Origin of the sequence: Streptomyces sp. NPDC059787 (assembly GCF_042732315.1) — a bacterium.
GTDB lineage: Bacteria > Actinomycetota > Actinomycetes > Streptomycetales > Streptomycetaceae > Streptomyces > Streptomyces atrovirens.
Map to the genome: position 1 here is coordinate 184,623 of NZ_JBHWHX010000006.1, position 17,744 is coordinate 202,366.

Here is a 17,744-nt window from a genome sequence, read left to right on the forward strand (position 1 = left end):
TCCGGGCTGATGGGGTGCGGCGGTCAGCGGTTGTGGGCGGGCATCGGACCGCGCAGCGCGGAGCCGACGGCGGTCACGTCCTCGGGCAGCGGATCGGCCTGCGCGGCGGCGGTCACGAGGGGGCTCCGGACTGGCGGGGGCGGCGGTCAGCGGTTGTAGGCGGGCATCGGGCCGCGCAGCGCGGAGCCGACGGCGTCGCAGGCCGCGGTCACGTCCTCGGGCAGCGGGCCGGCCTGGGCGGCGGCGATGTTGGCCCGCAGGTGTTCCGGCCGGGAGCCGCCGAGCAGGAGGGCGTCGGTGGAGGGACGGTCAAGGAGCCAGCGCAGGGCGAGTTCGGTGAGCGGGAGGCCGGCCTCGTCGGCGATCGCGGTGAGCTGTGCGACGGCGGCGAAGAGATCCTCGTTCCAGTAGCGCTCCCGGTACATCGCGGCGAGCTTGGAGTCGCCGAAGCGGCCGGTGGCGGGGTCGGCCTCGAAGCGGTGCCGGCCGGTGAGGAGGCCGCCGCCGAGCGGGTTGTAGACCATGGTGCGCAGACCGCTCACCGCCGCGTACTCGACGTACTCCTCCTCGATCCGGCGGGCGAGGAGGTTGTGCAGCTGCTGCGCGACGACGGGACGCGGGGCGCCGACCTCGTCGGCGGTGCGGGTCAGCTCGGCGATCTGCCAGGCGGCGAAGTTGGACACGCCGAGCGCGCGGATCTTCCCCTCCGCGACGAACTCGGCCACGGTCGCCAGGGTCTCCGCGAGCGGCGTACGGCGGTCCGGCTGGTGCAGGTAGAAGAGGTCGACGTGGTCGGTGCCGAGCCGCTCGAGGCTGCCGTCGAGGGCGGCCCGCAGGCCGGCCGGGGAGAGCGGGGCGTGCTCGCCCTGGTCGGGGTGCGGGATGCCGGCCTTGGTGGCGAGCACGATCCGGTCCCGGCGTCCGGGCAGCAGGCCGGCGAGGATCCGCTCGCTCTCGCCGCCCGCGTAGCCGTTGGCCGTGTCCACGCCGGTGAGGCCGGCGTCGAGGGCGGTGTCCAGCATGGCGGCGGCGCCCGCGCGGTCGACGGTGTCGCCGAACGTCATGGTGCCCAGGACCAGGCGGGAGAGCGGTACGGGGACGGGCGGGAGCTCGATTCCCTGCGCGCTTCCCTGGGGGCTTCCGTGCGGGCCGGGGCGGGTGCCGGTGCTCACGAGCGGTTCCTTCCGGTGCGGGACGGTGGCTTCTCGGTGGGTGAACGCTCGCATGACTGCGCGTTATGCGCAAGAGTCTCGCGCGAATCGCGCAAGCTATGTCATCATCAGGGCACTGCGATACCGAGTTCACCGAGTTCCTGGAGGAGGTCCGCGTGTGCCGTGGGGACGACACCGCGGTCGTCGCGCTCGCCGACGACCTGTCGGGGGCGGCGGAGGCCGCCGCGCTGCTCCGGCTGCCCGCGCGGCTCGTGCTGCACGCCGACGACCTGGGAGTATCCGGTGCCGGTGGAGAGGCCGTGGTGGTGGACCTCGACTCGCGGTACCTGGACGACGAGGCGGCGGCCGATGCCGTGCGGGCCGCGGTGCGCGCGGCGCGGAGGCCCCCGGCCGCCGTCGGCGCCCGTACGGACACGGATACCGCCGGATCACGCGCGTTTCGCGCAGTCAATTCCCGCGAGTCGTACGGCAGTCCGCTCTGGTTCAAGAAGTGCGACTCGCTGCTGCGCGGGCCGGTCGGCGCGGAGGCCGCCGCCTTCGCGGAAGGGGCCGAGGTCCTGGTGATCGCGACGGCCCTGCCCGCCGCACGGCGCGTGGTGCGCGGGGGCGTGGTGCTGGTCGACGGGGTGCCGCTGCACGAGTGCGCCGCCTGGCGCGCGGAGGAACGCGTCGCGCCACGGTCCGTCGCCGGGGCACTGGCACCGCTGCCGACCGCGGACGTACCGCTGGAGTCCGTACGGCAGGGCCCCATCGCGCTGGCCGGCCGCTTCCGGGAGCTGGCGGCCCGCGGACGGCACCCGGTCTGCGACGCGGAGACCGACACCGACCTGACGGTGATCGCCGCCGCGGCGGCACTGCTCGGCCCGGGTGCCCGGCTCCTGGGCAGCGGCGGCCTGGCGGCGGCCCTCGGCCGCCGGCTCGCCGCGCGGCGCGCGCACGGCTCGTCGACGGACGCCGGGCCCACGGCCGCTCGGCCGCTGCTCATCGTTGCCGGGAGCGCGGAGCCGGTTGTGAGTGAACAGGTCGCCCGACTGGTGGAGGGCGGGGCCCGGCACCTCGCGCTGACGCCCGGGCAACTGACCGGGGCGGGCTCCGTCGTACTGCCCGAACTCGCCACCGGCACGGTGACCGTACTGTCCGTCGACGGGTCCGACGGTGTCCGGCCCGGTGCGGCACGCGCGGTCGTGGCCGGACTGGCGCGGGCCGTCTCCGCGGTGCCGGGACGTCCGGACCTCGTCCTGACCGGCGGCGAGACGGCCCGCCGGGTGCTCGACTCGCTCGGTATCACGACACTCCGGCCCGTCGGCGAGATCCACCACGGCGCCGTGCACTGCAGGACCGACGACGGCCGCTCGGTCGTCACCCGCCCCGGGAGCTTCGGCGGCCCGGACTCGTTCGTCCGTATCGCGGCGGCACTCCGCCCCTCTCAGCAAGGAGTCACCCAGTGAACGCGCAGCAGCCCCTCCCCCTCATCGGTGTCACCATGGGCGACGGCGCCGGTATCGGGCCCGAGGTGATCGTGCCCGCGGTGCTGGACGCCGCGACGCTGGGCCGGTGCCGGCCGGTGGTGATCGGTGACGCCGCCCGGCTGCGGGAAGCGGCCCGGATCCTCGGCACCGAGTGCGAGATCGTGACCGTACCGACGCCGGCGGCGGCCGAGTCCGCACCGGGCCGGATCAATGTCGTCGACCTCGGACTGCTCCCCGCCGGCCTGCCCTGGGGCGTGCTGTCCGCCGCCGCGGGCAACGCCGCGTACGAGTACGTCAAGCGGGCCGCGGAGCTGGCGCTCGCCGGTGAGATCGACGGCATCTGCACCGCCCCCCTCAACAAGGAGGCGCTGCACGCCGCCGGGCACGTCTACCCCGGACACACCGAACTGCTCGCCCACTTCACCGGGGTGGAGGAGGTGTCGATGATGCTCTCCACCGAGAAGGTGAAGGTCATCCACGTCACCACCCACATCGGCCTCATCGACGCCGTCAACCGGATCGAGCCCGGCCTGGTCGAGCGGACCGTGCGCCGCGGCCACGAGGCCATGGTCCGGGCGGGGGTGGCCGCACCCGTCATCGGCGTCTGCGGCATCAACCCGCACGCAGGCGAGAACGGCCTGTTCGGCTACGGCGAGGAGGAGGAGAAGATCGTCCCCGCGCTGGAGAAGGTCCGCCGCGACGGCATCGACGCGCGCGGCCCGCTGCCCGCCGACACCGCGTTCTTCCTGGCCTCCCGGGGCGACTACGACCTCATCGTGGCGATGTACCACGACCAGGGCCACGGCCCGGTCAAGGTGCTCGGCATCGAGGCGGGCGTCAACCTCACCGTCGGCCTCCCGGTGATCCGCACCTCCGTGGACCACGGCACGGCCTTCGACATCGCCGGTACGGGGAAGGCCGAGGCCGGTAGCATGATCGAGGCGCTGCGGCAGGCCGCCGAGATGTCCACCGCCCGCTGAATCCACGTACCGCTAAGGACACTTGATGCCGCCCAACGGATCCCAGGCTCGGCGCGAGGAGATCCTGCGACTCGCCACCACCACCGGCCTGGCCAGTGTCGAGGAACTGTCCCGGCACTTCGGCGTGACCGCCTCCACCATCCGCCGCGACCTCGCCCGGCTCACCGCCGACGGCCGGCTGGCCCGCACGTACGGCGGGGCGATGGCGCTGAACGCGCACCCGGAGGCGTCGCTGCGCCAGCGCACCACGGAGGCGTACGAGCAGAAGCGGGCCATCGCCCGGTGGGCGGCGTCGCAGGTCCAGCCCGGCGAGACCGTGCTGCTGGACGCCGGGTCGACGGTCGGGGCGCTGGCGCACGAACTGCGTACGGCGCAGGACCTCACGGTCGCCACGACCGGTCTGACGGCACTGCACGAGCTGGCGGACGTCGAGTCCGTTCATGTGGAGTGTCTGGGCGGGACGTTGCGGCCGCTCAGCCAGGCGTTCGTCGGACCGCTGACGGAGGCGGCGCTGGAGCGGATGACGTTCGACCGGGTCTTCCTGTCCGCGGACGGGGTGACGGCGGACGGCGGGATCTGCGAGGCGGACCTGCGGCAGACGAGGCTGAAGGAGCTGATGGCCCGGCGGGCCGCCCGGACGTATGTACTGGCGCACGCGGCGAAGCTGGGGCGGGCACCGTTCCACGCGTGGGCCACGCTGCCGGCCGGCTGGACGCTGGTCACGGACACCTCGGCGACGGACGCCGACGTGGCGGCGTTCACGGAGCGCGGTACGCGGGTGGTGCTGGCGGAACCGGTACCGCTGCAAGAGGGCTGAGCGGCGGTACCGGGTGCTCTGTGCCGGTGTGGGGCGGAGGGTGTTCGCGCGGCCCGGCCTGTGCGGGGCGCCTCCCCCGCTCCCGGCTCCTCCCCATGAGCGGGAGGTGCCCCCTCACCCACTCTCGGCCGCGCTCGGGCGGGGCCCCATCACCCTGGGGCACCTCCCAGGCCCTTGAGGCACTGGGGGAGGCACGACTGCCCGCGGACGGCGACAGTGGACGGCGGTCCACCGAGGGTCCCCTCACCCGGCCTCCGTCACTCCCCCTCCCCTTCGTCCTCGTCCGGGCCGGTCCTGAACAGGCGGGCCGACTTGTCCTCCTGGGCGAGGCGGCGCATGGCCAGCAGGGCCGGTTCCAGGAGGACCGAGACCAGAACCGCGCGTTCGGCCAGCTCCAGCACGCCGGACACGCCTTCCATCTGCTGGACGTCCAGCTCCGAGACACGGTCCGCCAGCCGCGCGTAGGGCAGCAGGGACCGCCAGTCGATGCCCGAGTCCATGTCCGACAGGGCGTCCAGGACCTCACCGAGGCTCCGTATGGCGGCGGTGCCGGAGTGCACCTCCCAGCCCATCGCGGCGACCAGCTCGCGCGCGTCGGTGACGCCGCCCGTCTCCTCGCCCGCCTCCTGCCTCTCTTGTTCCCGCGCCTGCTTCTGCTGCTGGGTGACGGGGCGGGCGTCGGTCACGATGCCGAAGATCTGGTGCAGGTCGCCGTCCTGTTCCATGACCGCACCCAGGATCTCCTTCACCGCCCCCACCGGCAGCCGCCGTACGCCGACCAGCGTGCGGATGAGGCGGAGGCGGCGCAGGTGTTCCTCGCCGTAGTCGGCCTGGTTGGCGGCCGTCGCCCGGCCCGGGGGGAGCAGCCCGTCCCGTAGGTAGTACTTGATCGTGGGGATGGACACGCCGCTGCGGCGGCTGAGTTCCGAGATTTTCACAGATCCTCGCTTACTCACTGGCTAACGGATAACGGATCGCACTACTATCCATTACAGGTCGAGCCGGTCGGCTCACCCTTCCCACGTGACGGGGGTATTGTCATGAGCACTCTCAAAAAGCCGTTATGGTCGGTCATCCTCGCATGCAGTCTGCCGATGTTCATGGTCGCGCTCGACAACCTGGTGGTGACGACCGCGCTGCGCACCATGGCCGTCGACCTCGACGCGTCCACCGAGGAGCTGCAGTGGTTCGTCAACGCCTACGTCCTCAGCTTCGCCTGTCTGCTGCTGACCGGGGCGGCGCTGGGTGACCGGTTCGGCCGGCGCCGGGTCTTCGTGGCCGGGATCGCGGTGTTCACCCTGGCCTCGATCGGCTGCGGCCTCGCCGGCAGCAGCGAACAGCTCATTCTCATGCGGGCGTTGCAGGGGATGGGCGCGGCGGCCGTGATGCCGCTGTCGCTGACGCTGCTCGCGGAGGAGGTGCCGGAGCGCAGGCGTGGTCTGGCCCTCGGGCTGTGGTCCGCGGTCAGCGGTACGGCCGTGGCGTTCGGGCCCGTGGTGGGCGGCGCGGTGGTCGACGGCCTGGACTGGCAGTGGATCTTCTGGATCAACGTCCCGGTGTGCCTGGTGGCGATCCCGCTGGTGCTGTCCGTGCTCCGGGAGAGCTCCCTGGCCGGCACCCGGCTCGACCTGCCCGGCATGCTCCTCGCCACGGTGGGGCTCCTCGCGGCCGTCTGGGCGATCGTGAACGGCGAGGAGGAGGGCTGGGGTTCGGGCCCCGTCCTGTCGGCGTTCACCGGCGGAGCCGTCCTGCTGACCCTGTTCGTGCTGTGGGAACGCCGGGCGGCCCAGCCGCTGCTCCCGCTCTCCTTCTACCGCGAGCGGGCCTTCGTCCTCTCCAACCTGGTCTCCGCGAGCATGTACTTCGGCGTCTTCGGGTCGATCTTCCTGCTGGCGCAGTTCTTCCAGGTCGCGCCCGTACGGACCCCGCTGGAGGCCGGTGTGCTCACGCTGGCCTGGACCCTGATGCCGATGTTCGTCGCGCCGGTCGCCGGCGCCCTGACCGACCGGGTGGGCGGCGGACGGCTGATGGCCCTCGGCCTCTTCCTCCAGGCGGCCGGACTGGCCTGGATCAACCTGGTGGCCACGTCGGACACCCCGTACGCGCGCATGGTCGGCGCAATGATCGTCGCGGGCGTCGGCATGGGCCTCGTCTTCGCGCCGACGGCGGCGGTGGTGCTGGGCGCGGTCGGACCACAGCACCGCGGCAAGGCGTCCGGCGCCAACAGCACCGTCCGCGAGATCGGCGGTGCCCTCGGCACCGCCATCCTGAGCAGCGTCTTCATGCGCTACGGCGACGACCGCACCGCTCAGGGGTTCGTGGACGGCATGAAGCCCGGCATCTGGATCGGCGTCGCCGTGGTCCTCGCGGGCGCCCTGTGCGCCCTCGCCATCCCCCGCCCCGCCGCCACCGCCCCGGCCCTCGCGCCCGAGGACCACGGACCCGACCGGGCCCCCAGCCCGGCGACCCGCTGAACCCCGGCCCCTCCACGCCCGGTACCGGGTGAACCGCCCACCGGACGAGACGATCGACGACGCACGAGAGCGCCGCCCGCCCCCTCCCGGTCAGAACGGGATCTCGAAGTGGACCGTGGACACGCCCGGGCCGTGTTCGCCGGTGGTGCGGGCGTCGAAGATCTCCTTGGCCGTGCTGCGCCAGAAGGCCTCCGCGCCCTCGACGTCCACGTTGGTGTGCAGGTAGAGGGAGTCGTAGCCGGGGGTGTTCACGACGAAGTCGCAGGCCGCGTCGACCAGGGTGCGGGCGAGGCCCCGGCGCCGGTGCTCCGGGCGGACGTAGACGCGGGCCAGCTGGGCGGTGGTGCCGGACGGGTAGCGTTCGGCCAGCCAGCGGGGGTGGGGCGGGTGGGCCGGGCCCGTCGAGTGCACGCCGGTGGTGGCGACCACCTCGCCGTCGTGGACCGCCACGAGCAGGATGTGGCGGGGGTCGTCGAGGTACGTGCCCTTGAGGTCCGTCACGTCCCGGTGCCAGCGGGGCACGTAGCCGTATCCGAACTCCTTGTAGAACGTGTCGAGCATGACGGCGCGGGCACCGTCGGTGTCCGCGGGTGTCGCGGGGCGCACGGTGTAACCGGCGGGCGCGGTCCGACTCATCGCGAGGTCCTTCCGTATCGGGGCCCTCACAGTACCTGACAATGAAAATGATTACCGATATCGTGTCGTCGGTCGCGGCCCTGTCGTCAGGGCCGTGCCGTACGCGACGACACGAAAAGGGGAGCCGTGGCTCATCTGCTGGTGGTCGAGAGCTGGGTCGGATCGATGAGCAGGCTGCTGCCACGGGCGATCCGGGAAGGCGGACACGAGTTCACGTTCCTCACCCGCGACCTGCACCACTACCTGCGCTCGGCACCCGAGGGCGCCGCGCACCCGCTGCTCGGGGCGCGCAATGTGATCACCGCGGACACCAACGACACCGAGACCCTGCTGCCCCGAGTGGAGCGTCTGCACTCCGTGTTGGGCTTCGACGGGGTGATCACGTCGTGTGACTACTACCTGCCGGTGGTGGCGCGGACGGCCGCCCGGCTCGGGCTGCCCGGACCGGCTCCCGAGGCGGTCGGGAACGCCTGCCGCAAGGACGCCACCCGCCGGGTCCTGGCCGACGCCGGGGTGCCCGGTCCACGGTTCGCGGTGCACGAGGAGTGGGCCGAACTTGCCCGGTCGGCACGGGAGATCGGCTACCCGCTGGTGGTCAAGCCCGTCGACCTGTGCGCCGGCATGTATGTACGGCGGGTGGACGACGAGAAGCAACTCGCCGCCGCCGTCAAGGCACTGGGCGAGTTCCCGGTCAACGCGCGCGGGCAGCGGCGGACACCCGTCGTGCTGCTCGAAGAGCTCCTGGACGGTCCGGAGGTGAGCGTCGAGACCGTGTCGCACGCGGGCGCGGTCCATGTCGTCGGCGTGACCGACAAGAGCGTCGGCGGGGCACCCGCGTTCATCGAGACCGGCCACATGTTCCCCGCCGCCCTGTCGTCCGCGGACGCCGAGGCGGCCGAGCAGACCGCGCTCGGCGCGCTCAAGGCGCTCGGCCTGACGGACGGTGTGGTGGCACACACCGAGATCAAGCTGACCTCCGCCGGGCCGCGCGTGGTCGAGGTCAACCCACGGCCCGCCGGGAACCGCATCACCGAGCTGATACGGCATGTCACCGGCCTCGACCTCGCCGCGGCCTTCGTGGACGTGTCCCTGGGCCGCGCGCCCGATCTGCGGCGGACGGACACCGGACTGCGCAGTGCCGCCATCGGCTTCCTCGTACCGGAGACGACGGGCACGCTCGAAGCGCTGGACGCCGGGCTCGTGCCGAGCGCGCCGGACGTCCTCGAGGTGCAACTCGCCGAGCCGGGGCGGCAGGTGAAGGCGGCGGGCAGCAACAACGAGTACCTGGGGCACGTGATGGCGGGTGACCCGGCCGGCACCGGCGCCCGCGCCCGGGTCGAGTCCCTGCTCGACGAGGTGCGGTCCGGGCTGGTGGTCCGATGAGCCCCGCCGCCCCGGCGTCCGCCCGCGCGGCGACGACGTACGACGAACTCCTGGCGCTCGCCCGCACCGGTGGACTCGGTCCGGATCCGGCCGGGTTGCGGATCTCCGTGGCCTTCACCACCCGGCAGGCGGTACGGCACGAGGGGCGCGGTACCGGTTACCGCAACGAGGTGCTCAGCCTGCGCCTCGCCGAGGCCGTCGGCAGTTGCGCGGTCGAGCCCGGCGCGCTGCCCGACGGCGCGGTGGAGGACTGCGCCGGCGCGGACGTGGCCCGCCTGCTGGAGCATCCGATGCCGCCGGTGCGGGTCGCCGCGCTCGACGCGTACCTGATGCACGTCACCCCGCACGTCCCGGAGAACGGGGCGCGGCCCGTCGCCCTGCCGGCCGGGACGTCGCTGGAGAAGTCCCGGGTCCGGGCCGAGGCCGTCGCCGGGCTGCTCGTCCTGCCGCCCGGCGCGACGGTGCTCGTGGTCGGTGTCGTCAACTCCCTGCTGGAGGCGCTGCGTTCACGAGGGCTGGGTTATGTTCCGTGCGACCTCAAGGGCGGGGTCACCGAGTGGGGCGAGCCGGTCGTCACCGACGCCCTCGGCGCGGCCGGCCGGTGCGACGCGCTGCTCGTGTCCGGGATGACGCTGGGCAACGGGACCTTCGACGCGCTGCGGGAACACGCGCTGCGGCACGACAAGCAGCTGGTGATGTTCGCCCAGACCGGCAGCGCCGTACTCCCCCGCTTCCTCGGTCACGGGGTGAGCGCGGTGTGCGCGGAACCGTACCCCTTCTTCTGGCTGGACGGCGGCCCCGGCACCGTCCACCGCTACCGTGCCGACCGTCCGGGAGGCACCCGGTGACCACCGCCGCCGTACGGTCCGCCGCCCGCCCGGAACTGCTCACGCTGCTCGGCCGCACCCCTCTCGTCCGGATCACCGCCGGTCTGCCCGGACCGCACCCCGGTTTCTGGGCCAAGCTCGAAGGGCTCGCCGCGGGCGGGATGAAGGCGCGGGCCGCCGTCTCGATGCTGATGGGCGCCCGTGAACGCGGTGAACTGCGGCCCGGAGCCCCGGTGGTGGAGTCCACCTCCGGCACCCTCGGCATCGGACTCGCCTTCGCCGGACAGGCCCTCGGGCATCCCGTCGTACTGGTCGGTGACAGTGAACTGGAGCCGTCCATACGTCAGTTACTGCGCTCGTACGGGGTGCGGCTGGAGATCGTGGACCGGCCCGCGCCCCAGGGCGGCTGGCAGGCCGCGCGCCTCGCCCGGCTGCGCGAACTGCTCGCCGTGCTGCCCGACGCCTACTGGCCCGACCAGTACAACAACCCCGACAACACGGCCGGTTACGCCTCCCTGGCCGCCGAACTCGCCGCTCAGGTGGACCACTTGGACGTCCTGGTGTGCAGTGTGGGTACCGGCGGGCACAGCTCCGGTGTCATCGGGCCGCTGCGCCGGCACTGGCCCGCGCTGCGGCTGATCGGCGTGGACTCCACCGGCTCCACCATCTTCGGCCAGCCCGCCCGGCCCCGGCTGATGCGCGGCCTCGGCAGCAGCATCCATCCGCGCAACGTCGCCTACGGCGCCTTCGACGAGGTGCACTGGGTGGGCCCCGCCGAGGCCGTGGACAGCTGTCGCCGGCTGGCCCGGGGCAGTTTCGTCAGCGGTGGCTGGAGCACCGGCGCGGTCGCCCGCGTCGCCGCGTGGGCGGCCCGTGTCCACCCCGGCGCGGTCGTCGCCACCGTCTTCCCCGACGGGCCGCACCGCTACCTCTCCACCGTCTACGACGACGACTTCACCACCGCCCACGGCGTCGACCCGGATGCCGCGGCCACCCGTCCCGTGGAGATCCCGCACCCGTACGCGGCCGAGGCCACCGGCTGGGCGCGGTGCACCCGTGTCACCGACCCGCTCGCCCGTCCGGAGGAGAAGCGGTGAGGACCGGCCTGCGCACCGTGCGCCTCGAACTCACCGAGCCGCTGCGGATATCCCGTTCGACGATGTCCGCCCGTGACGCCGTGTGGCTGAGCGTCGAGCACGAGGGCGTGACCGGTCACGGCGAGGCCGTCAGCAGCGTCTACTACCGGCTCGACGCCGAGAGCCTCGGACGTCACTTCACCGCCGTGGGCGCGGAGCTGGCCCGCTTTCCCGACCCGGAGACCGTCCTGGAGGCCCTGCGAATAGGGGAGTCGGCCACCGGGAGCGCTCCCCCGGCCGTGACCGCCGCCGTCGACGCGGCCCTGCTGGACCTCGTCGGCAAGCGCGCGGGCAGGCCCGTCCACCGGCTGCTGGGCGCCGAGGACACGCCGGTCGCGGCCACCGCCCGCACCATCGGCATCACGTCCCCCGCCCACGCGGCGGCGCAGGCCCGCTCCCTCGTGGCGAGCGGCTTCGAGGTGCTCAAGGTCAAGGCGGGGGCGGCCGATCCCGAGGAGGACGTCGAGCGCGTACGGGCCGTACGGGACGCCGTGCCGGGCGCGCGGCTGCTGCTCGACCCCAACGGCGCCTGGACCACGGGACAGGCGGAGGCGTTGCTGCCCCGGTTCGCCGCACTCGGCGTCGAAGCCGTCGAACAGCCCCTCGCCCCCGGTGACCCGGAGGCCCTGGCGGCGCTGGCCGAACGCTCACCGCTGCCGGTCGTCGCCGACGAGGACGCGGTGGACCTGGAGGACGTACGCCGGCTGGCCGGGCGCGTCCACGGCGTCAACGTCAAGCTCGCCAAGTGCGGCGGGGTGCACGCGGCCCTGCGCATCGCGGAGTTGATCGACGGCAGCGGCACGGAGCTGATGCTGGGCTGTCTGACCGCCAGCAGCCTCGGACTCGCACCCGCCGCGCACCTCGCCGACCGGGCCCGCTGGGCCGACCTGGACGGCCATCTGCTGCTCGCACACGACCCGTGGACCGGCATCGGCGGCGAGGACGGCCGGGTGAGGACGAGCGGCCTGCCCGGACTGGGCGTCGAGCCACGGGAGGAGCGCCGCACGGACGTGGAGGGGCGCCGTGCGGACCCGGAGGGGCGCCGTACGGACCCGGAGGGGCGCCGTACGGACCCGGAGGGGCGCCGTACGGACCCGGAGGGGCGCCGTGCAGACCCGGAGGAACCCCGTGCGGACCTGAAGGGGCGCCGTACGGACCTGGACGGGAGCCGTGCAGACCCGGAGGAACCCCGTGCGGACCCGGAGGGGCGCCGCACGGACCCGAACGGGCGCCATGCGAACCCGGACCGACGCCGCACGGACCTGAAGGGACGCCGTACGGACCCGGAGGGGCGCCGTGCAGACCCGGAGGAACGCCGCGCGGACCCGGAGGAACGCCGCGCGGACCCGGAGGAACGCCGCGCGGACCCGGAGGGGCGCCGTGCGGACCTGGCATGAGATACGCCGCTTCCCGCTCGCCGTTCGGCTCCTGCTGGTCAACCAGCTCGGCGTCAACATCGGCTTCTACCTCCTCATCCCCTACCTCGCCACCCACCTCACCGAGAACCTGGGCCTGTCGGCCGCCGTCGTCGGCGTCGTCCTCGGGGTCAGGAACCTCAGCCAGCAGGGCCTGTTCGTCATCGGCGGCTCCGCCTCCGACCGGCTCGGCGCACGGGGCGTCATCATCGCCGGCTGTGCCCTGCGCACCGCGGGCTTCGCGCTGTTCGCGCTCGGCGACCACCTGGCCGTCCTGCTCGCCGCGTCCGTCCTCAGCGGGTTCGCGGGGGCGCTGTTCAACCCCGCCGTCCGCGCCTACCTCGCGCAGGAGGCCGAGGAGCGCAGGGCCGAGGCGTTCGCCCTGTTCAACGTGTTCGCCACCACCGGCGCGCTGATCGGGCCGCTGCTGGGCAGCGCGCTGCTGCTCGTGGACTTCCGTACGTCGGCGCTGACCGCCGCCGGGATCTTCGCGGTCCTGACCGTCGCGCAGGCCCTGGTGCTGCCCGCACGGAGGGTCGAGCCGAGCGGGGGCGGGGTGCTCGCCGACTGGCGGGAGGTGCTCGGCAACCGCGCCTTCCTGGCGTTCGCGCTCGCCATGGCCGGCCTGTTCACCCTGGAGAGCCAGCTGTACCTGCTGCTGCCCGACGGCGCACGGCGGGCCACCGGCTGGGACGGGGCCGCCGGTCTGGTCTTCGTCGTCGGCGCCGTCGCCAGCCTGCTGTTCCAGTTGCGCCTGACCCGCGCGCTCAAGCGGCGTGGGGACCGGGCCCGTTGGATCGCGGCGGGGCTGGGTCTCATGGCGCTGGCCTTTCTGCCGCCCGCCCTGGTCACCACGGCGTCCGGTGGCCCGGACGGCGTGGCCGACGCGGTGCTGCGGGTGCTGCCCGTGCTGGCGGGCGCCCTGCTGCTGTACCTCGGGGTGATGGCCGCCCAGCCGTTCGTGATGGACATGGTCCCCGCCTTCGGCCGCTCCGCACTGACCGGCACCTACTTCGGCATCTTCTACGTCGTCTCGGGCGTCGCCGCCGCGATCGGCAACGCCCTCGTGGGCTGGGCCATGGACACCGGGCGGGACGGCGACGCCCCATGGCTGCCGTGGGCGTGCTGCGCGCTGGCCGGACTCGCCTCCGCGCTCGGTGTCGTACGGCTGCGCCGGCTGGGGTCGCTGCCCGCGCCGCCGAAACAGCCCGCCGCACCCGCGCCCGCCCGAGGAAGGACCCCGGCATGACGGACAACCTGCTCACCGACAACCCCGCGCTCTACGAGGCCCGTTTCCCCGACCCCGGCCGGCTGGCCGGACGCTGGGCGGAGGACTGCCTGCGCCGGCACGGGGCGGGGAAGCGGGTGCTGGACATGGGCTGCGGCACCGGACGCGACGCCGCGTGGCTGCACGACGCCGGCCGCGAAGTGACCGGCGCGGACCTTTCCGAGGCGATGCTCGCGCACGCCCGCGACCACCATCCCGGACCCGGGTACGTCCATGCCGACCTGTACGGATTCGACCTGGGACACGGAGAGTTCGACGCCGTGGTGTGCCTGGACAGCGCCCTGCTGTACTGCCACACCAACGACCAGCTCGACGGCTTCCTGTCCTCCTGCCGCCGCGCCCTGGCACCGGGCGGCCTGCTCGTCGCGGAGATGCGCAACGGCGCGTACTTCCTCGGCCGCACCGACCTGCTCGACACGCCCGGAGTCGACGAGTTCACCTGGCAGGGCACCGTCCACCGGTCCGTCACCACCCTCACGGTGGACCGTACGGACCAACTGCTGCGCCGCAGGCGCGTATGGACCGCGGACGACGGGTCGGCACCCGTCGAGCAGCGGTCCGCGTGGCGGCTGCTGTTCCCGCAGGAGCTGCGCCACCTGCTGGCCGCGCACGGCTACGAGGTTCTGGAACTCCACGACGGACCGGGCCCGCGCACCGAGCCGCCCTGGCAGGAGGGCCTGCTCCCCGGCCGTACCACCGACGCCGACCGGCTGCACGTGGTGGCCCGTCTCACCAGCACGACTACACACTGAGGAAACTCACATGCACGACGACTCGACCCGCTCTCTCCCCTTCCCGGCCCTGCGCCGCCGCGGCTTCCTCGCCGCGACCGGTCTCGGTGCGCTCACCCTGGCCGGCTGCGGCGGCGGTTCCGACTCCGACGACGGTGCGGGCGACGGCTCGCCGAAGAAGGGCGGCCGGCTGCGCGCCGCGTTCGCGGGCGGTGGCGCGAGCGAGACCCTCGACCCGCACCTCGCCAACCTGTTCGCCGACGTCGCCCGCGCCAAGGCCCTGTTCGACAAGCTCGCCGACTACGGCGCCGACCTGTCCGCACAACCCCGTCTCGCCGAGAAGTGGGAGTCGAACAAGACGCTGGACCGCTGGCAGGTCACCCTGCGCGAGGCCACCTTCCACGACGGCAGCCCGGTCACCGCGCAGGACGTCCTCCACAGCTACCGCCGTATCGCCGACCCGAAGCAGGCGTTCCGCGCCAAGGCGTCCCTGGAGCCCATCGACCTCGACGCCAGCCGCGCCACCGGCCCACGCTCGATCGAGTTCGTGCTCAAGCGGCCCACGGCCGAATTCCCCAACGTCCTGGCCGCGTTCGGCGCGTACATCGTGCCCGAGAACGCCACCGGGTTCGACAAGGAGCCGGTCGGCTCCGGCCCGTTCCGCTTCGTGTCGTTCGCGCCCGGCCGCTCGGCGGTCTTCCGCCGCTACGACGACTACTGGGAGGGCGCCCCGCACCTCGACGAGATCGAGTTCGTCGTGGCGAACGAGGAGTCGGCCCGGGTCAACGCGCTGCTCGGCGGACAGATCGAGTACGCCCACGAGCTCAACCCCACCACCGCCCGCGCCCACGAGGACAAGGGGCAGATCGAGATCGTGCGGCTGCGGGGCAGCGCCATGCAGGCGTTCTGCATGAAGACCGACCGGCCGCCCTTCGACGACGAGCGGGTGCGCCAGGCGTTCTTCCTGATCGCCGACCGCCAGGAACTCGTCGACGGCGCGCTGTCCGGCGCGGGCGAGGTCGGCAACGACCTGTTCGGCAAGGGCTACGAGTACTACGCCGACGGTCTGCCCCAGCGCGAGCAGGACCTCGACAGGGCCCGTGCGCTGCTGAAGCAGGCCGGCGCCGAGGGCCTGAAGGTCACCCTGGACACCTCCGCCGTCGCCGCCGGGTTCACCGAGGCCGCCAGCGTCTTCCGCGACCAGGCGAAGAAGGCCGGGGTCACCGTCGAGGTGAGGATGGGCAGCAAGGACTCCTACTGGAGCGACATCCTCGACAACGGCTCCCTGTGCTGCTACCGCTCCGGCGCCATGCCCATCGAGGCGCACATCTCCCAGCGGCTGCTCACCGACTCCACCACCAACGCCACCAAGTGGCGGCACAAGGACTTCGACGCGCTGTACCAGCAGGCCCAGTCCACCCGCGACAAGACGGAACGCGCCGCCGTGTACGAGCGCATGCAGCGCCGTCTGTACGGCGAGGGCGGTTTCCTCATCTGGGGGTTCGCCGACTGGATCATCGGAACCGCACGCCATGTCAAGGGCGTCGACACGAAGGCGCCCGCCAACACCCTCGACTGGGCGCGCTTCGACACGGTGTGGCTCGCGTGAGCGGACTGCGCTCCTTCGTCGCCCGGCGGCTGCTCCTCGGCGGCGTGCAGACCGTGGCCGTGGTGCTGCTGGTCTTCGCGCTCACCGAGGCGCTGCCGGGCGACGCCGCGGTCGCCCTCGCCGGGGACCAGCCCGACCCGGCCCGGATCGCGGCCATCCGGGAGGCGATGGAGCTGGACCGGCCGGCGTGGGAGCGGCTGGCCGACTGGGCGGCGGGGCTGCTCCACGGCGACCTCGGCACCTCCCTGGTCTCCGGTCGTCCGGTGCGCCAGTACCTCGCCGACGGCTTCGGCCCCACCCTGCTGCTGGCCGCGCTCACCGTGGCGCTGCTCGTACCGGCCGGGTTCGGGCTCGGGGTGCTGGCCGCCCGTCACGCGGGCCGGCCGGTGGACCGGCTGATCAGCTCCGTGACGCTCGCCGTGTACGCCGTCCCCGAGTTCGCCCTCGGTGTGCTGCTGGTGACCGTGTTCGCGCTGCGGCTCGGCTGGCTGCCGCCGACCGCCGTCGGCTACGGCACCGACCTGCTCGCCCATCCGGCCGCGCTGGTCCTGCCCGTACTGGTGCTGCTGTCGCGGCCCGTGTGCTCGCTGGTGCGGCTGGTGCGCGCGGGCATGATCGACGCGCTCGCCTCCCCGTACGTGGCGCAGGCCCGCCGCTACGGCGTGTCCGGCGCCCGCGTCCGGTACACCCACGCGTTGCCGAACGCCCTGGCGCCCGCCGCTCAGCAGCTCGCCCGCACCGTCGACTGGCTGCTGTGCGGGGTCGTCGTCGTGGAGGCCCTGTACGTGATCCCCGGACTCGGCACGGTTCTGCTGGGCGCCGTCGCCGAACGCGACGTGCCCGTCGTCCAGGGGCTGGCGGTGGTGTTCGGCGTCCTGACCGTCGTACTGAACCTGGGCGCCGACCTGATCGCCCACCGGCTCGCGCCCCGGGCGGGGGTGGCCGCGTGAGGAGTCCGCGTACGGGCCGCTTCGTCCTCGGCCTCACGATCGTCGCCGTACCGCTCGTACTCGCCCTGCTCGGGCCGGTGTTCGCGGGCGAGCCGGGCCCGCGGGCCGCGTCCTTCACGCTGGGCGAGGGGCACTGGCTCGGTACCGACTTCGTGGGCCGGGACGTCTGGGGGCAGGTGCTGCACGGGGGGCGGCCGGTGGTGCTGACCGCGCTCGCCGCGACCGCCCTGGCCTACCTGGTCGCCCTCCCCGTCGGCCTGATCAGTGCGCTCACCCGGTTCCGATGGCTGGAGGAGCTGCTGATGCGGCCCCTGGACGTGCTGCTCGCCGTGCCGTCGCTGCTGCTGATCCTGCTGGCCGCCACGGTGTTCTCACCGGGCGCCGTCGGTCTCGCCCTGCTGGTCGCCCTGGCCAACGTGCCCGACGCGGCCCGGCTGGTGCGTGCCGCCGCCGCCGAGGCCGCCGCCCGGCCCGCGGTCGAGGCGCTGCGCATGCAGGGCGAGACATGGTGGCGGACGGCCGTCGGCTATGTCGGCCGCTCCATGCTGCGCACCCTGGCCGCCGACGCCGGCACCCGGCTGACCGGCGTGCTCTACCTGGTCGCCACGGCCGCGTTCCTCGGCGTCGGCGTGGCGCCCGACGCCGCCGACTGGGCTGTCATGGTCGACCGCAACCGCACCGGCCTGTTCGTCCAGCCGTGGGCCGTGGTCGTCCCCGCCGTACTGATCGTCGCGCTGACGACGGGGACGAACCTCCTCTTCGACGCCGCGCTGGACAAGGGCGGGCGCCGGGGCCCGCGCCGGACAGAGAAGGAAGCACGCCCGTGAAGCACGAGTACGAGAAGGGCGCCGGCGGAG

Annotated in this window: 15 protein-coding genes and 1 pseudogene; 13 read left to right on the plus strand and 3 right to left on the minus strand. The window is 73.5% G+C overall.

Annotated elements, in window-relative coordinates; all coding sequences use genetic code 11:
* Positions 1 to 146 precede the first annotated feature (146 nt).
* Positions 147 to 1,172 (minus strand): aldo/keto reductase, encoded by a 1,026-nt coding sequence (locus ACFV5H_RS08245; RefSeq protein WP_385193501.1) that lies wholly within the window; start codon positions 1,170 to 1,172, stop codon positions 147 to 149.
* Between the two features lie 155 nt (positions 1,173 to 1,327).
* Between ACFV5H_RS08245 and ACFV5H_RS08250 the strand changes: the two genes are divergently transcribed.
* From ACFV5H_RS08250 to ACFV5H_RS08260, 3 genes are read left to right on the plus strand one after another with little or no spacing between them, the layout of a single operon-like run.
* The gene (locus ACFV5H_RS08250) at positions 1,328 to 2,620 is read left to right on the plus strand and encodes a four-carbon acid sugar kinase family protein (protein ID WP_385193504.1); all 1,293 of its coding nucleotides are present in this window, start codon (positions 1,328 to 1,330) and stop codon (positions 2,618 to 2,620) included.
* Entirely contained in the window at positions 2,617 to 3,621 is a 1,005-nt protein-coding gene (pdxA, locus tag ACFV5H_RS08255) for a 4-hydroxythreonine-4-phosphate dehydrogenase PdxA (RefSeq protein ID WP_385050760.1), read from the plus strand. The genes ACFV5H_RS08250 and pdxA overlap by 4 nt, the downstream gene beginning before the upstream one ends.
* A gap of 25 nt (positions 3,622 to 3,646) precedes the next feature.
* Positions 3,647 to 4,438 carry a DeoR/GlpR family DNA-binding transcription regulator gene (locus ACFV5H_RS08260; protein ID WP_385050762.1) on the plus strand — a complete coding sequence of 264 codons (792 nt, stop codon included), beginning with the start codon at positions 3,647 to 3,649 and terminating at the stop codon, positions 4,436 to 4,438.
* Positions 4,439 to 4,695: 257 nt separating this feature from the next.
* Here ACFV5H_RS08260 and ACFV5H_RS08265 read toward each other — a convergent pair whose 3' ends face one another.
* Complete coding sequence (locus tag ACFV5H_RS08265; RefSeq protein ID WP_385193507.1) at positions 4,696 to 5,376, minus strand: MerR family transcriptional regulator; 681 nt, start codon at positions 5,374 to 5,376, stop codon at positions 4,696 to 4,698.
* 102 nt (positions 5,377 to 5,478) lie between these two features.
* Here ACFV5H_RS08265 and ACFV5H_RS08270 point away from each other — a divergent pair, with 102 nt between their 5' ends.
* Positions 5,479 to 6,912 (plus strand): MFS transporter, encoded by a 1,434-nt coding sequence (locus ACFV5H_RS08270; protein WP_385193510.1) that lies wholly within the window; start codon positions 5,479 to 5,481, stop codon positions 6,910 to 6,912.
* Between the two features lie 90 nt (positions 6,913 to 7,002).
* Here ACFV5H_RS08270 and ACFV5H_RS08275 read toward each other — a convergent pair whose 3' ends face one another.
* Positions 7,003 to 7,548 carry a GNAT family N-acetyltransferase gene (locus tag ACFV5H_RS08275; RefSeq protein WP_385193513.1) on the minus strand — a complete coding sequence of 182 codons (546 nt, stop codon included), beginning with the start codon at positions 7,546 to 7,548 and terminating at the stop codon, positions 7,003 to 7,005.
* Between the two features lie 126 nt (positions 7,549 to 7,674).
* On the opposite strand from ACFV5H_RS08275, the gene ACFV5H_RS08280 reads away from it, so the two are divergent.
* The 9 genes and pseudogenes from ACFV5H_RS08280 to ACFV5H_RS08320 all read left to right on the plus strand — a co-directional run bounded on the left by ACFV5H_RS08280 (position 7,675) and on the right by ACFV5H_RS08320 (position 17,714).
* On the plus strand, positions 7,675 to 8,931 hold the full coding sequence (locus ACFV5H_RS08280) for an ATP-grasp domain-containing protein (RefSeq protein ID WP_385050770.1): 1,257 nt from the start codon (positions 7,675 to 7,677) through the stop codon (positions 8,929 to 8,931).
* Positions 8,928 to 9,779 (plus strand): Rossmann-like domain-containing protein, encoded by an 852-nt coding sequence (locus ACFV5H_RS08285; protein WP_385050772.1) that lies wholly within the window; start codon positions 8,928 to 8,930, stop codon positions 9,777 to 9,779. Before ACFV5H_RS08280 ends, ACFV5H_RS08285 begins: the two co-directional genes overlap by 4 nt.
* Complete coding sequence (locus tag ACFV5H_RS08290) at positions 9,776 to 10,855, plus strand: PLP-dependent cysteine synthase family protein (protein ID WP_385193516.1); 1,080 nt, start codon at positions 9,776 to 9,778, stop codon at positions 10,853 to 10,855. Before ACFV5H_RS08285 ends, ACFV5H_RS08290 begins: the two co-directional genes overlap by 4 nt.
* A pseudogene (locus ACFV5H_RS08295) lies at positions 10,852 to 11,883 on the plus strand (dipeptide epimerase); the annotation flags it as partial. The gene ACFV5H_RS08290 and the pseudogene ACFV5H_RS08295, both read left to right, overlap by 4 nt.
* Before the next feature lie 391 nt (positions 11,884 to 12,274).
* Positions 12,275 to 13,558, plus strand: coding sequence for an MFS transporter (locus tag ACFV5H_RS08300; RefSeq protein WP_385193519.1), 1,284 nt, complete (start codon positions 12,275 to 12,277; stop codon positions 13,556 to 13,558).
* On the plus strand, positions 13,555 to 14,349 hold the full coding sequence (locus ACFV5H_RS08305) for a class I SAM-dependent methyltransferase (RefSeq protein ID WP_385050780.1): 795 nt from the start codon (positions 13,555 to 13,557) through the stop codon (positions 14,347 to 14,349). The genes ACFV5H_RS08300 and ACFV5H_RS08305 overlap by 4 nt, the downstream gene beginning before the upstream one ends.
* Positions 14,350 to 14,359: 10 nt before the next feature.
* Entirely contained in the window at positions 14,360 to 15,937 is a 1,578-nt protein-coding gene (locus tag ACFV5H_RS08310) for an ABC transporter substrate-binding protein (protein ID WP_385050782.1), read from the plus strand.
* Complete coding sequence (locus tag ACFV5H_RS08315; RefSeq protein WP_385050784.1) at positions 15,934 to 16,887, plus strand: ABC transporter permease; 954 nt, start codon at positions 15,934 to 15,936, stop codon at positions 16,885 to 16,887. The genes ACFV5H_RS08310 and ACFV5H_RS08315 overlap by 4 nt, the downstream gene beginning before the upstream one ends.
* The gene (locus tag ACFV5H_RS08320) at positions 16,884 to 17,714 is read left to right on the plus strand and encodes an ABC transporter permease (protein ID WP_385193522.1); all 831 of its coding nucleotides are present in this window, start codon (positions 16,884 to 16,886) and stop codon (positions 17,712 to 17,714) included. The genes ACFV5H_RS08315 and ACFV5H_RS08320 overlap by 4 nt, the downstream gene beginning before the upstream one ends.
* The last annotated feature ends 30 nt before the right edge of the window (positions 17,715 to 17,744 follow it).